Origin of the sequence: Campylobacter cuniculorum DSM 23162 = LMG 24588 (assembly GCF_002104335.1) — a bacterium.
GTDB classification, from domain to species: domain Bacteria; phylum Campylobacterota; class Campylobacteria; order Campylobacterales; family Campylobacteraceae; genus Campylobacter_D; species Campylobacter_D cuniculorum.
Genome location: NZ_CP020867.1, coordinates 1,849,020 through 1,865,000, shown reverse-complemented (window position 1 = coordinate 1,865,000; position 15,981 = coordinate 1,849,020). Strand labels below are relative to the sequence as shown.

Sequence of the window (15,981 nt, the reverse complement as noted above, 5' to 3'; positions counted from 1 at the left end):
TATAAGCTTTTTACAATATCTTAGTGCGTTTAAAAATTTTAACTCAAAGTGAAATTCATTGCTGCAAAATGCTTTTATATTTTTTAAATGCAAAAAAAAATCTTTGCTTATTTTAAGGCGGAATTTTACTGATTTTTGCCTTTTTTACAAAAGATAGCTAAGTATTTTCTTCACCCCATCGTTGAAAATTTCTAACATAAATCATTAATACCAGATGATGAAATTGTCTTAATAAATTTAGAATTCTTTTATCTTTTTTCAAAAAACAAGCCAAATTTTTACTCTATTCTTGGCTTTGTTATGAATACAGAATTTAAAAAATTCACAAAATTAACCGGCTTTGTATTATTGTTTTCAAAAGGATTTTATAAATATGTTTTTTATATTTATATATTTTTATTATATCTTTTTAATTTTATATTATTTAAAAAACCTTTGTAAGCGATAAAGAAATTCCTGTCAAAAGGCGATTTAAATCATTTTTGAATTGATTATTTAAAATTTTAAAACATGAATTTTTTAATTTTCTAAGAACTTGTTTTAATCTTAAATATTTATTAAAAAAGGTTATTCATACAAGGCATTAAGCTATAAATTTGATTTTTAGTGAATATAAAGAGCTTGGCACAATGCTAAAAATTTTAGTGAAATTGTTAAAATTTATGCCAAACACTCACTAAAAAACTATCTTGTTTTTTAACTTAAAAATGATAACATAAAACATTCTTTTAAATTTCATTTTATCCGCAATGTTTTAAAGCAAAATAGAATTAAAAAAATATCATAGCACCTGAATATATGGTTTTATCATAGTTTTAATGAAGCTTAAAAATTTAACGCATAAAGAGCCATTAACAAAAGATTAAGAGAATTTTGTAAGAAAATGAACAAAATTTTATATTTAAAGATGAATTTTTAAGTTAGAGCAAAGCTATTGTAAAGCCTGCTCTAAGGTTTTTAATAAGCTCTTCTTCTGCATTCTATGTCGATTTTTCTAACGCTTACATCTTTAATTTGTGCAGGTTGATTTGGTTGAGTGTTTGGATTTTGATACCCATAGAAAATTTCTGCTTCTAAAAAAGTTCCCACTTTAAGGTCTTTGAAAGTGCCGTATTTATCCATACCAAAAAGTCCGCAATCGTCCATATCAATTTCGGTATTTGGAAGAATTTTCATATTCAGCCTTTCTCCATAAGTTGTTTCGACTAAAATTGTCTTTGTTGCATCATTGACATCTACAATAGTCCCGTAAATTCCATCCGCATAGGCTGTGCTGACAAGAGCTATTAAAAGCGTAGCAAGAATTTTTTTCATCGTTTTCTCCTTAGAAAATATTTTGCAATTTTATAAAAATTAAGTGAAGCGAATGTGAAATTATAGTATAATTTAGATTTATTTGCAAAAAATTTGGAGAATTTAAGGAAACTTGCGATGAGGTGGATTTTAGGATTTATTATAGCTTTGCTTTTGACAGCTTGTAGCGATTCACAGAGTGAAAACACATCTTTGATTAGGGCAAAAAGTAGCGGTATGATAAAAGATTCCACTCTTTTTGTAGAATTTATGCCAAATTCTTTAAGCGATGAGGATAAAAATTTAAAGCAAATCAATGCTGTGCTCAATGATGAAAAAGTCAATATTGACATAAAAATCAAAGACAATATTGTGCATTTGTATCCAAAATTAAGAGCAAATACAGCTTATACCTTGAGTTTTGTTTTAGCTCAAATTCCTATTGATTTAGAATTTAACACCCCTTTTGTGAATTTTGAATTTTTTAATTCTCATTTTGAAAACTTAGACAAGCAAAAATCAAGACTGATTTTAGACCTTCCTAAGAATGCTTTTTATGATTTAAATCTTTTAAAAGAATCCTTAAATTTAAGCATAGAGGGTGAAAATCTTGCTTTCACACTCAAAGATTTAAAGGATTTTTATCGTTTAGAAAGCGAAAATTTTAATCTTAAAACAAAGAGTCAAGAACTCATCTTAGAGCTTGATGATAAAAAATTAGGTTTAAAAGAACCTTTTAAAACTCAATTTCAAAGCCCAACTCAAGATACAAATGAGGATTTTAGGGTCATAAGCAATTCTTTTGATGAAAATATTATCACATTAAAATTTTCACAAAATTTAGATGAAAAACAAAATTTTAAAGATTTTATAAGTTTAAAACCTGAACTTCCTTTTAAGGCTTGGAGCGTGGGAAAAGAGCTCAAAATTTCTGCAAATTTTATTCTCAATTCAAACTACAAAATACACTTAATGAAAGGGCTTAAATCCTCTCAAGGTTTAATCCATCAAGGTGAAGAGGTGGAAGTGAGATTAAAAAATTTACCGCCTGCTTTGTCTTTTGCACAAGATGGGATATTTTTAGCCACTGATGCCAAAGGAGAAGTCGGTATAAAAACGCTCAATATCAATGAAATTTCTTTCAGCCTTTGGCAGATTTTTCCTCAAAATATCAGCGAATATTTAAGATATAAAAATTTAGAAGGAGATAAAAAGGCTGCTATAGATGATTATGATTTTACAAATGATATGAGATATATGGGTAAAAAGGTGCTTCAAAAAGAACTTAAGATTAAAAATGTGCAAAATCAATGGGTCAATACAATTTTGGATTTAAATGAGTTTAAAAATCTTGGAGGAGTCTTTGTTATAAGGGTGGATTTTAAAAAAGACGCAGTGAGTTATGATTTTGAAAATGAAGAGGAGGAGTATAAAATTCTTAACAATGCCCATATCACTAAAAATCTTATCTTTTCAAATATCGCAGTCATTGCTCAAAAAATCAATGATAAACTTTATATCCATACAAGAGATTTTGTTCAAAATTCTGCTTTAAGCAATGTCAAAATAGAGCTTATAAGCCCTGCAAATGAGCTTGTAAAAACTCAATTGACTGATAAAGAGGGCAATGCGTTTTTTGATTATGAGGGCAATATTTTGTATATTTTAGCAAGTAAAGATTCTCAAGCAAGTGTGCTAAAGCTTACAAGTCCTTTATCTACAGAGGGTTATGAGGTCGATGGTTTGCAAGTTCAAGGTCAAATCAAAGCTTTTATCTATACCGATAAAGATGTCTATCGTCCGGGCGAGAGTGTGCATTTAAATGTTGTTGCAAGAAATGATAAAACATCCCTTTCTCACCCCATCACTTTTACACTTTTTAATCCTCAAGGACAAAAGATTATCGATGAAAAGGTATTAAAACCACAAAGCGATGGATTTTTTTATGAAAAAATTGATACAGATAAAAATGATTTAAATGGAATTTATAAAATAAAAATTGAAGCGGCTAAACAGAGTTTTTACAAAGATATTTTGATGCAAAGTATCGTGCCAAATCGCATTAAAGTCAAGCTTAATACAGAGGAGAATTTGACGCTTAAGCAAGATGAAAAATTATTCTATACTATTGATGCTCAATATCTTTTTGGTGCAAAGGCAGGGAATTTAAAATATGAAACCAAGATTGATTTTTGGCCAAAAATTTATAGCAATTCTAAATATCCAAATTATATCTTTGAAAATCCAACCTTACTCAATCTTAGCAGTACTCAAAGCCATCAAGGCGTTTTAGATGCGGATGGCAAGGCTGAAGTGTCTGCAGAATTTCCAAGCAAAATTCTTAACGCACAAGGCTATAATTTTAATGCAAGAATAGTCAGTGATGTTTTTGAAAGTGGCGGTCGTTCCGTTAAGGCTCTTAAGGATGTGCAGCTTTATAAATATGATTATTTTATAGGGATTAAAGCTCTTGAAAATCGTTATGTTAAACAAGGCTCTAAGATTGATTTTAGTGTGTTGGTGAGTGATTTGAATGAAAATTTACTTGCAGGTAAAAAGCTTGTTTATCGCATTTATGAAAATCGCTATTCTTGGTGGTGGGATTATGATTCTTATAATGATTTTTTACGTTCGATTAAAAGGGATAAAAACTCAAATTTAATCGCCACAGGAGAGCTTATAAGTTCAAATTCTCCTTTAAATTTTGAATTTGATACAAAGGGATATTATGGAGAAATGTTTATAGAATTAAGCGATGAGCAAACGGGTGTTAGTGCGGGAGAGAGCTTTTATGTGAGTTCTTGGGGTGAGCCAAGCCGGGCTAATGTGTTGAGTTCTTTAAGGATTAAAAGCGATAAAACAATTTATCATATTAATGATATTGCAAAGCTTGAATTTGAAAGCATTAAGGGAGCAAAAGCCTTAGTGAGCTTGAGTGATGATACAAAAATCATTGACAGCTTTGTCATCGATACAGAGCAAACAAGCACGACGCTTGATATTCCTATTAAAAAAGAATACCTGCCAAATATTTATGTGAGTGTGAGTCTCTTTCAAGATTATCAAAAGCTTGAAAATGACAGAGCTTTGCGACTCTTTGGTGTTGTGCCTTTAAGGGTTGAGGATCCTTCTAACAAACTTGAACTCGAGCTTAAAACGCCTGAAAAAATTCTGCCCGGAGATGATTTTGAGATAGAAATACAGAGTAAGGATAACAAGCCCTTCACTTATACTTTAGCGGTGGTTGATGAGGGTGTGTTGGATTTAACAAATTTTAAAACTCCTGATATTTGGGGGTATTTTTATGCTAAAAGGGGATTAGCCCTTCTCACTTATGATAATTATAGTCAAATCATTCCTAAAGCAACGGGTGGAGATGGTTTTAATGTGAATGCAATGAATAAAGTTTTAAGTAAAAATCTTGATGATACAGCACAAAGATTTAAAAATATTGCCCTTTATCAAGCCCCTATGCAAAGTGATGCTCGAGGTTATGCTAAGGTTAAATTTAATATGCCAAATTATGTTGGTTCTGTGCGTGCTATGCTCATAGCCGGTCGCGACAATGCCTTTGCCAGCAAAGAAAAAAATATACAAGTAAGCTCTCCTGTGCTTATGCAAGAAACACTTCCAAGAGTCTTAAGAAATGGAGATGAATTTGAGTTTTTAGCACGAATTTTTAAGACAGAAGATGCTGTTAAAGAAGCGATTTTAACCCTTAAAAGCCAACAAGATTTAATCCATTTTGATAAAAATGAGGTGAAAATAGAATTTGGTCAAGAAAAAAGCAAAGATGTTTTTATCAACGCAAAATTGAGCCAAGAAGCTGTGGGAATGGATACGATAGAGTTTGAGTTAAAAACTAAGGATTATGTTTATAAGGATGAGATACCTATTGATATAAAGGCGATTAATCCTTATACTTACGAGAGCCAAACGCAATGGATTAAGGCTGGAGAGAGCAAAGAATTTGCTTTAAGCGATGATTTTATAAAAACAACGCGCAGTGCTGTGCTAGAGCTTTCACCGACTCCTATTGTTAATTTAGACAAACGTTTAAAATATCTTATACGTTATCCCTATGGTTGTATAGAACAAATCACTTCTGCAGCCTTGCCACAAATTTTTATTGATAAATTAAGCACTCATTTTGATAAACAAGAAGCAATCAACCATATCAACACCACCATAGAAGAATACTCTAAATTTCAAACAAGCAATGGAGGTTTTGCGTATTGGAGAGGAGGAGAGGATTCGAGTTTATGGGGAAGTAATTATGCCGGAATGTTTTTGCTTTTAGCCAAAGAAAATGGATATTTTGTCCCCGATGGAATGCTTCAAAGATGGATAAAATATGAAAAGAATTTCATCCGTTCAAATGACGATAATGAGGATTATATTTTGGATTTAAAGGCTAATTCTTTGTATTTACTTGCCCTTGCAAAAGAACCTAATATCGGTGCGATGAATCTACTTTATGAGGATTTAAATCGTCTTAATAATACTTCAAAATGGCAACTTGGAGCGGCTTATAAACTAAGCGGTATGGAAGAAACAGCAAAAAAAATTGCCAGCCTTGCTTCTACAGAGCCTGATTCATCTTATAATTTTTATGCAAACACTTACGGCACGGCTCTTCGCGATAAGGCTATAATCTTCAATGCCTATAAAGAAATTTATGGAGAAAATAATGAAGTTTTATTAAAAGAACTTAGCGAGGCTTTGCTTTCAAATGATTATTTATCGACACAAAGCTCGGCTTATTTGCTTTATGCTTTAGCTCAAAGTGTGAATTTGCAAAAAGCACAAGATAATTTTATGGATGCAAGTTTGAATTTAAATGGAGAGGAGATTGCACTCACACAAAATCAAGCTCAAAATTTTAAGCTCACACAAGAAAAAGCTATCATCAAAACAAAAAAAGATATTTTTGTGAGTTTTGAGCAAGAGGGAATCAAGCTTAAAAATTCCAAAGCTTTTAGCAATCGTTTGAGTATTGTGAGAGAATTTTACAATGAAAAGGGTGAAAAAATTGATGAAAAAAGACTCAAATCTTCTCAAAGTTTTTATATGAAATTAAAAATAAGTCTTGATTCAACAAGCTCTGGAGTCCAAAATATAGCCTTAACTCAAATTTTACCAAGTGGTTGGGAGCCAGCAAATACACTTTTAGACGATAAAATGCCGGAATTTGCCAAAAATTCGCATTATGATTTCATAGATATAAGAGATGATAAAATTATGTGGTTTTTTGATTTGTATGATTCTAAGAGCTTTTTTATAAAACTCAATGCAATCACTCCGGGAACTTATACCTTAAGTGGAGCCTTTGCGGAGGCTATGTATGATGGAACTTATCAAGCTTTGAGTGAGAGTGAAAAAGTCAGTGTAGAGAGATGAAAATTCTAAAAAATATTCTAAAAATTTTTGGAATTCTTGGAATTTTATTCTTTTTTTGGGCTGCTTTTGTGTATTTTAGTTTTGATAAAACAGAATTTTTAAAAACATTTCAAAGCAGATACAGCAAGGTTTTGTATGATAGAAATGGAGAGCTTTTAAGCGTTTTTTTAAATCAAGAAGATCAGTGGCATATTCAGGCAAGGGAAATTCCACAAAGATTAAAAATCGCTGTGATAAATTATGAGGATAGGAATTTTTATTCTCATAAAGGTGTGGATTTTTTAGCACTTTTAAGGGCTTTGAAAAATAATATTTTTCTCAATCAAAGAACAGGTGCAAGCACTATAAGTATGCAAACCATTAAACTTTGGGATAAAAAAAACAGGACCTATTTAAATAAATTAAACGAAATGATTCAAAGTTTTGCCTTAGAAAATCATTTCACAAAAGAGGAAATTTTAAGATTGTATCTTAGCAATGCACCTTATGGACGCAATCTTGTTGGCTTTGAATCGGCAATTTTGTTTTATTTTGATAAAAATCCTAAGAATTTAACTTGGGCACAAGCCGCACTTTTAGCAGTTTTACCCAATCAACCCGGATTGATTCATTTAGAAAAAAACAAAAATTTACTTTTAAAAAAACGCGACCTTCTTTTAAAAAAACTTTACGATAAAAAAATCATAGAAAAAGATATTTTCGAGCTTTCTTTAAAAGAGCCTTTGCCTCATTTTAAAACCCATAAAAATATAGCCCCTCATCTTGCTTTGAAGCTTTTGAGTGAAGATAAAAAGCAAGTTGTTTCAAGTATTGATAAAAAATTACAAATCAAATTTGAAAACAAAGCCTTAGAATTTGCACAGGGTTTAAAACAAAAGGGCATACAAAATTTAGCCATCATTTTAGCCGACACGCAAACGTATAAAATTCTAGCTTATGTGGGTTCTCAAGATTTTTATGATTTGGAAAATTTAGGGCAAATCAACGGTGCAAGGGCTAAAAGAAGCGAAGGTTCTACCCTTAAACCTTTTTTATTTGCTCTAAGCATTGATGAGGGACTTATAAGTCCAAAGTCTATCTTGCTCGATGTTCCGACTTTTTTTTCGAATTTTAATCCCCAAAATGCAAACAAAAAATATTATGGTTTAATTTCTGCTGAAGAAGCCTTACAAAAATCCTTAAACGTGCCTTTTGTTTCGCTTTTGCAAAATTATGGTTATGAGAAATTTTTTTATAAGTTGAAATATTTTTTGGATTTTAAAGATGAAGATTATCAAAAATACGGGCTTTCTTTGATTTTAGGCACAAAAGAATTAAGTCTTGAAGATTTAACCCAGCTTTATTTGGGCTTGGCAAATTATGGACAAATAGCGGATTTATCTTTCTTAAGAGATGAGCCTTTAAAGGGCTTAAAAACAATGTTTTCAAAGGGTAGTGCGTATTTAACCTTACAGAGTATGAAGAATGTGCAAAGATTTGGTTTGCAAAATTATGATAAAACAAAGATTGTTTCTTGGAAAACAGGGACAAGTTATGGCAGAAAAGATGCCTTAGCTTTGGGTGCAACACCGCGATACACCTTAGGAGTTTGGGTGGGAAATTTTAACGCACAAGCGAATGCAAATTTGTATGGAGTGAGTATAGCCGGGGATTTGTTTTTTGAGCTTTTATCCTTACTTGATAGGCTGGATTTGGAATTTCAAATGCCTCAAGATTTGTTTAATATAAAACTTGATTTGATGAGTAAATATCGCTATGATGAGAGATTAGGCGGAGCCTATACATACACTCTTTATCCAAAGGAGGCTAAAATTTTACGCACTTCACCTTTTTTGAAAAGAATTTATGAATTTCAAGGCAAAGAAGTGGATTCAAAAGATGAAAATTTTAAGGATGCAAAAATACAGATTAAGCTTGATTTGCCTTTGAATGCACTTGATTTTTTACATCAAGAAAATTTAAATTTTAAGAGTGAAAAAAATATCAAAATTCTGTATCCAAAACAAAATTTAAACATTCTTTTAGCTAGGGATTTTGATAAACAAAAGGCTCTTGTGGTTAAAATAGCGAATTTAAAAAATGAAAAAGTTTTTTGGTATCTGAATCAAAAATTAATCTACGAAGGAGAAGCAACAAGCCGAATTTTGGATTTAAAACCAAAAATTTATTCTCTTTTTATCATCAGTGAGAGCGGGGAGAGTGATGAGGTGAGATTTGAGGTAAAGCAATGATTTGGGGATTAAATTTTTCAAAAAATTGAAAAATAATTTTTAAATCTAAAATAAGAATTATCAGTATTTTAACCATAATAAAATTTTTGTTACTTTAAGTAATAATTTTTTTATTTTTTATCTAAATTTTTCTTATTTTTTAAACTTAGAAAAAAAAAAAAAACGATATAATGACTTAACTTAGATAAACATTATATATAATTTTTAAGTCGTTTTTAAAGGAAAAAAAATGAAATGGACTCTAACAACCAAAGCTACTTTGGTGATTTTAATCTCTTGTATTTTAGGATTTTTGGTATTTGGCACTTTGCAATATATGCATAGTAAAGAAAATTCTTTAAATTCTGAATTTTTAACTTATAAAAATAAGCTCGATTCTATACAAATGCTTCTTCAATCTTATATTGGAGAAAAGCAAGATATGATTAATAAATTAAGAGACAAGCTTATTTATTCTGATGATGAAGATGAAATTGTAAAAACCCTTGCCTTAGTTGAATCAACGGGAGGATTTAACTTAATTTATTATGGAATTGAAAGCAATGGTAGAATGCTAAGAAGCAATGGAAACAATGTTTATCCCTCAAGTGGATATGACCCTAGAACTAGAAGCTGGTTTAGTGCTGCTAAAAATGCGGGAAAGGATATCATTCTAAGTGATGCTTGGATTCAAGCAAGTAAAAAAATTCCTGTTTTTGGCTTTAGTGCCCCTGTTTTTAAAAACAATGCTTTTTATGGAGTTGTGAGCGGGGACCTTGCTTTAACGCCTTTGAATGAATACATTGCAAAATTAGAAAAGAATTCTGTCTTTGAAATTTTTGGAATGGACTCTAATGGAAAAATAGTCATTTCTGACAATCCGGAATTGATTTTTAAAGAAAATGAAACTTCAAAATTATTGTTTGAAAACAATATACAAAACAAATTTTTATTCTTTAAAGAAGCACAAGAGGATAAAATAGGAATTTGTTCTTCAAATCAGCTTATAGGCTGGAAAGTCTGCGTTGTGAGCAATGAGAGCGAACTTTATCAACAACTTCACAATAATACGCAGTATCTTGTGGTTTCTATTTTTATATTTGTTTTATGTTTAATTATCGTTATGAATATTGCTATAAGAGCAATCATTAAGCCTGTATCTTCTTTAAAACTTGGTCTTTTAGAATTTTTTGATTATCTCAATCTTAAATCACAAAAGGTAAAAAATATAGACATTAAAACTTCTGATGAATTTGGACAAATGGCAAAGGTTATTAATGAAAATATCGCTAAAATTTACAAAACTTCAGAGGAGGAAAGGCATTATGTTGAGGAAATTTCAAAGAGTTTGGAAAGTGCGAAAGAGGGAAATTTCTCTCATATCATCAAAGTTAGCTCCAAAAATGCTCAACTTGAACATTTAAGAGATTATCTCAATCAAACTTTAAATGATTTAAATCATAATTTTGAAACCATTGAAAACACCTTGGAGCTTTTCAAACAAAATGATTTTACGCAGACAGCAGATACGCGTAAAAGCAAGGGTGCCTTACTTAAAATTTTAGAAAATATTAACGAAACAGGAAAATATATACGCTCCATGCTTACAACTTCAAGTCATATGGCAAATTTATTAAACGAGCAATCCTTAAAACTCCAAACAGCAGTCCAATCTCTCACCTCCAGCTCTAATTCCCAAGCAGCTTCTTTAGAAGAAACCGCTGCAGCCTTAGAGCAAATCACTTCTTCTATGCAAAATGTCTCTCAAAAGACTAGTGATGTTATCACTCAAAGTGAAGACATTAAAAATGTTACAGGCATTATAGGAGATATAGCTGACCAAATCAATCTCCTCGCTCTTAATGCTGCCATTGAAGCGGCTCGTGCAGGAGAACATGGACGCGGCTTTGCTGTTGTGGCTGATGAGGTAAGAAAACTTGCTGAAAGGACTCAAAAGTCTTTGAGTGAGATAGAAGCCAATACAAATTTACTTGTGCAATCCATCAATGATATGGCTGAAAGCATTAAAGAACAAACTCAAGGCATCACTCAAATCAATGAGAGTGTTTCACAGATTGACCAAAGCACAAAAGACAATGTTGAAATCGCTAATGAATCTTCTATCATTGCTAATTCTGTTAGCACTATAGCAAACAATATCCTTGAAGATGTGAATAAAAAGAAATTCTAATACAAACCCTAGAAGCTTTCTAGGGTTTATGTTATTGAGTTTATGGGGCTAAATTTTAAGAGTGCTGATTTGAAATCAATTTCGTTGATTGTAATCAATTGATTTAAAAGATAAAACCTTATTTTGTTTGAAGTTGAAAATTAATTGAGTTTTGTATATAAAATTTTAACTAAATTAAAAAATAAAGCAAAATATGCTATAATCCTAAAATCAAGCATCATTTAAGGAAAAACAATGGATTTAGAAAACATAAATTTAGAAGATATTTTGGAAAATCACACAGGGCTTTATAATCCTCAAAACGAACACGATTCTTGCGGGATTGCTGCAGTTGCGAATATACGCGGTATAGCTTCTCATAAAATCATTTGCGATGCTTTAGAAATTTTAATGCAACTTGAACACAGAGGAGGTAGCGGTGCAGAGGAAAATTCGGGCGATGGAGCGGGAATTTTAATCCAATTGCCCCATGATTTTTTCAAAACGCAAGAGCTGGGTTTTGAGCTGCCTCGTAAAGGCGATTATGCGGTTGCACAAATGTTTTTATCTCCTAATTGTGATGCTAAAGAAGAGGCTAAAAAAATCTTTTTGCAAGGTTTAGAAGATAAAAAACTCGAATTTTTAGGCTTTAGAGAGGTGCCGTTTAATCCTAGCGATATAGGACAAAGTGCCTTAAGAGCTATGCCTTATTTTTTACAAGCCTTTATCAAGCGTCCTGCAAAAATTAATCCGGGTTTGGAATTTGAAAGAGTGCTTTATAGTGCGAGAAGGCTTATAGAAAAAAGGGCTATAAATGTGCCAAAATTTTATTTTTCTAGTTTTTCTTCAAGAACCATTGTTTATAAAGGAATGCTTCTTTCAACGCAATTGAGCGATTTTTATCTTGATTTTAAAGATGTTAATATGAAATCAGCCATTGCTTTAGTGCATTCAAGATTTTCCACCAATACCTTTCCAAGCTGGGAGAGAGCTCATCCAAATCGCTATATGGTGCATAATGGAGAGATTAATACCATACATGGAAATGTGCATAATATCAAGGCGAGAGAGGGTTTGTTAAGGAGTGATTATTTTGAAAATTTAGACTCTATTTTTCCTATCATAGCAAAGCCAAGCAGTGATTCTGCAATGTTTGATAATACCTTAGAATTTTTAGCTCTAAACGGCAGAACCTTAGAAGAAGCCTTTATGATGATGGTGCCTGAACCTTGGCACAGAAATAAAAATATGGAAAGCAAAAAAAGAGCTTTTTATGAATACAATTCTTTGCTTATGGAGCCTTGGGACGGACCTGCGGCGATTATTTTTACGGACGGGGTGATTATGGGAGCAAGTCTTGATAGAAATGGTTTTCGTCCCTCTCGCTATTATCTCACTAAAGATGATTTTTTAATTCTTTCGAGTGAAACGGGAGCTTTAAGGATTGATGAAAAAAATATCAAGGCTAAAAAAAGATTAGAGCCGGGAAAACTTTTGCTTGTGGATACAGCAAGGGGAAGATTGATTGCAGATAGTGAGATTAAGGAGCATTATGCGAATGCCAAACCTTACGAAGAATGGCTTAAAAATTTAGTTGAACTTGAAAAACAAGGCAGTGGTGAATACACTCATAAATTTTTAAAAACTGATGAGGTTTTGAATTTGCAAAAGGCTTTTGGTTGGAGCTATGATGAACTTAGAATGAGTGTTAAAGCTATGGCAGAAACAGGCAAAGAAGCTTTAGCAGCTATGGGCGTGGATACTCCTTTAGCGGTTTTATCTAAAGAATATCAGCCTTTGTATAATTATTTTAAACAACTTTTTGCTCAAGTTACAAATCCTCCTTTGGACGCGATTAGAGAGGAGATTGTTACTTCAACAAGAATTTATTTAGGTTCAGAAGGAAACCTTTTAAAACCTGATGAAAACAATGCTAAAAGGGTTAAAATTTCTCTTCCTATCATCAGCAATGAGGAGCTTTTTAAGATTAAAAATTTGAAGAAATTTCAAGTTAAAGAATTTTCCATACTCTATGATTACACAAAAAACAGCTTAGAAAAAGCTTTGAACAATCTTTTTGTCAAGGTTGAAAATGAGATTAAAAAAGGAGCTTCAATCATCATCTTAAGCGATAGAGGAGTCAATGAAAAAAATGCCTATATCCCTGCTTTACTTGCGGTGGCAGGTTTGCATAATTATTTGGTGAGAAAATCCTTAAGAACTCATGCGAGTATTGTTGTAGAAAGTGCAGAACCTAGAGAAATTCATCATTTTGCTTGTTTATTAGGCTATGGTGCAACGGTGATTAATCCGTATTTGGTCTATGAAAGCATTCACACTCTTATACAAAATAAAGAGCTGAATTTGGATTATGAAAAAGCGGTGCAAAATTTCATTCAAGCAAGTTCTAATGGCATTGTGAAGATTGCTTCAAAAATGGGTGTTTCTACCTTGCAAAGTTATAATGGCTCTCAACTTTTTGAGTGTTTGGGCTTAAATTCTTGTGTGATTGAAAAATATTTTACTTCTACGATTTCAAGAATAGAGGGTATAGCTTTAGAGGATTATGAAAAAGAATTAATCAATCTTCATCGTAACTCTTTTAGCAGTTTTTCTAAAACACTAGATTCTAAAGGAATTCACAGCTTTAGAAGTGCTAAAGAAGAACATTTAATTGACCCTTTGGTCATTTTTAATCTTCAAAATGCTTGTCGCAATAAAGACTACAAACAATTTAAAAAATATAGTGCCTTAGTTGATGAAAAAAGAGTGAATTTAAGGTCTTTGATGGAATTTGATTTCAGTGAAGCTATTAGTATTGATAAGGTTGAGAGCGTTGAGAGCATAGTCAAACGTTTTAAAACAGGGGCGATGAGTTATGGTTCTATCTCTAAAGAAGTGCATGAATGCTTGGCTGAAGCTATGAATAAAATCGGTGGAAAATCAAATTCAGGCGAGGGTGGCGAGGACGAGCAACGTTATAAAATCATAGATGGAATCAATAAAAATTCCGCAATTAAACAAGTTGCAAGTGGAAGATTTGGAGTGGATTTAAATTATTTAGTCAGTGCTAAAGAAATTCAAATCAAAGTCGCACAAGGGGCAAAACCGGGTGAGGGCGGACAGCTTATGGGCTTTAAGGTTTATCCTTGGATTGCAAAGGCAAGACATTCAACTCCGGGCGTTACACTCATTTCTCCCCCGCCTCATCATGATATTTATTCTATCGAGGATTTAGCACAGCTGATTTCTGACTTAAAACACTCTAATACAAGTGCTAGAATTTCGGTTAAACTTGTCAGTGAAAATGGTATAGGCACGGTTGCAGCGGGTGTGGCTAAGGCGGGAGCAAATTTGATTTTGGTTTCAGGTTATGATGGAGGAACGGGAGCAAGTCCTAGAACTTCAATCCCTCACGCAGGAATTCCTTGGGAGTTAGGACTTGCTGAAACTCATCAAACTTTGATTTTAAATAAATTAAGAGATAGGGTTAAACTCGAGGTTGATGGAAAGCTTATGAATGGTAGAGATTTGGCTGTAGCTGCTCTTTTGGGTGCTGAAGAATTTGGCTTTGCAACTGCACCGCTCATTGTTTTAGGTTGCACTATGATGAGGGTTTGTCATCTTAATACCTGTCCTTTTGGAATCGCAACTCAAGATAAAGAATTAAGAGCTCGTTTTAAGGGCAGGGCTGAAAGTGTTGTGAATTTTATGTATTTCATCGCTGAAGAGCTTAGGGAATATATGGCAAGACTTGGTTTTGAAAATTTAGATGATATGATAGGAAGAGTGGATAAATTAAAGCAAAAAAATTTAGAAGGTAAGCTTTCTAAAATCAATTTGGATAAAATTTTAAAATTCCTTCCTACTTATAATAAAAGTGCTGTGCATTTCAAAGGTTTTAAGGATAATAAACTCGAAAAAACCATTGATTATAGAATTTTACTTCCGCTTTGCAAAAATGCCTTAGAAAAAAAACAAAATATCAAGCTTTCTTTGGAGGTGAGCAATCAAAGTCGTACCTTTGCTACTATGCTTTCAAGCGAAATTCTTAAAAATTATGGTAAAGATTCTCTTAAAGAAGATAGCATTTGTATCACAGCTATAGGCAATGCAGGCAATAGTTTTGGAGCATTTTTATGTCGAGGCATTAAGCTTGAGATTATCGGCGATAGCAATGATTATTTAGGTAAGGGTTTAAGCGGAGGAAAGATTATTGCTAAAATTTCAAATGAAGCCACTTTTTCGCCCGAAGAAAACATCATTGCCGGAAATGCTTGTTTGTATGGAGCTACTGAAGGTGAAGTGTATTTAGATGGTATAGCTGGAGAGAGATTTTGTGTCAGAAATTCGGGGGCTAAAGCTGTGGTATTAGGAACCGGAGTGCATGGTTGTGAATATATGACCGGAGGTTTAGTTGTGGTGCTTGGTGATGTGGGAGCAAATTTTGCTGCAGGTATGAGCGGAGGAGTTGTATATATTTTTGGACGCTATAATGAAGCTCATGTCAATACTGAACTTGTAGATATAAAAAATCTCAATTCTAAAGATGAAAAAGAGCTTAAAATTATGATAGAAAAACATATAGAATACACAAATTCTAAAAAAGCTAAGGATATTTTGCAAAAATTTGACAGAAAAGATTTTTTTAAAGTATTGCCAAGAGACTATGAAAAAATGCTTCAAACCATCGAGCTTTGTAAAAAGGAAAAAGACCCTGTATTAGCGGCTTTTTTAAAGGTAAGCGGAATGAAAAATCTGTAAAATGAGAATTTTACAGATTTTAGTCAAATTTTAAAATTAAATGAGGTTTTTTTTGTAGAAAATATATAAATTTATGTTTAAAGATAAAAATAATTTTATATTAAACCACAACGAAATTAAAACTTTGTGGAATATAAGTGGCGA

General features: G+C 32.2%; 4 protein-coding genes and 2 pseudogenes. 5 read left to right on the top strand and 1 reads right to left on the bottom strand.

Annotated elements, in window-relative coordinates:
• Positions 1-957: 957 nt before the first annotated feature.
• The gene (locus CCUN_RS09190; RefSeq protein WP_027305820.1) at positions 958-1,314 is read right to left on the bottom strand and encodes a hypothetical protein; all 357 of its coding nucleotides are present in this window, start codon (positions 1,312-1,314) and stop codon (positions 958-960) included.
• Between the two features lie 117 nt (positions 1,315-1,431).
• On the opposite strand from CCUN_RS09190, the gene CCUN_RS09185 reads away from it, so the two are divergent.
• The 5 genes and pseudogenes from CCUN_RS09185 (at position 1,432) to gltB (ending at position 15,837) form a co-directional block, all read left to right on the top strand.
• The gene (locus tag CCUN_RS09185; protein WP_035175825.1) at positions 1,432-6,693 is read left to right on the top strand and encodes an alpha-2-macroglobulin family protein; all 5,262 of its coding nucleotides are present in this window, start codon (positions 1,432-1,434) and stop codon (positions 6,691-6,693) included.
• Positions 6,690-8,924: a penicillin-binding protein 1C gene (gene pbpC, locus CCUN_RS09180; RefSeq protein ID WP_035175823.1), complete on the top strand. Its 2,235-nt coding sequence runs from the start codon at positions 6,690-6,692 to the stop codon at positions 8,922-8,924. The genes CCUN_RS09185 and pbpC overlap by 4 nt, the downstream gene beginning before the upstream one ends.
• A 229-nt stretch (positions 8,925-9,153) precedes the next feature.
• Positions 9,154-9,918: pseudogene (locus CCUN_RS10290) on the top strand (cache domain-containing protein); the annotation flags it as partial.
• 576 nt (positions 9,919-10,494) lie between these two features.
• A pseudogene (locus tag CCUN_RS10285) lies at positions 10,495-11,094 on the top strand (methyl-accepting chemotaxis protein); the annotation flags it as partial.
• Between the two features lie 249 nt (positions 11,095-11,343).
• Positions 11,344-15,837, top strand: a complete 4,494-nt coding sequence (gene gltB, locus CCUN_RS09170) for a glutamate synthase large subunit (RefSeq protein ID WP_027305357.1) — start codon at positions 11,344-11,346, stop codon at positions 15,835-15,837.
• Positions 15,838-15,981 lie beyond the last annotated feature (144 nt).

Excerpts from the sequence above, each read along its gene's own strand:
- CCUN_RS09190 (WP_027305820.1), bottom strand. The coding sequence starts at position 1,314 with ATGAAAAAAATTCTTGCTACGCTTTTAATAGCTCTTGTCAGCACAGCC.
- CCUN_RS09185 (WP_035175825.1), top strand. The coding sequence starts at position 1,432 with ATGAGGTGGATTTTAGGATTTATTATAGCTTTGCTTTTGACAGCTTGT.
- pbpC (WP_035175823.1), top strand. The coding sequence starts at position 6,690 with ATGAAAATTCTAAAAAATATTCTAAAAATTTTTGGAATTCTTGGAATT.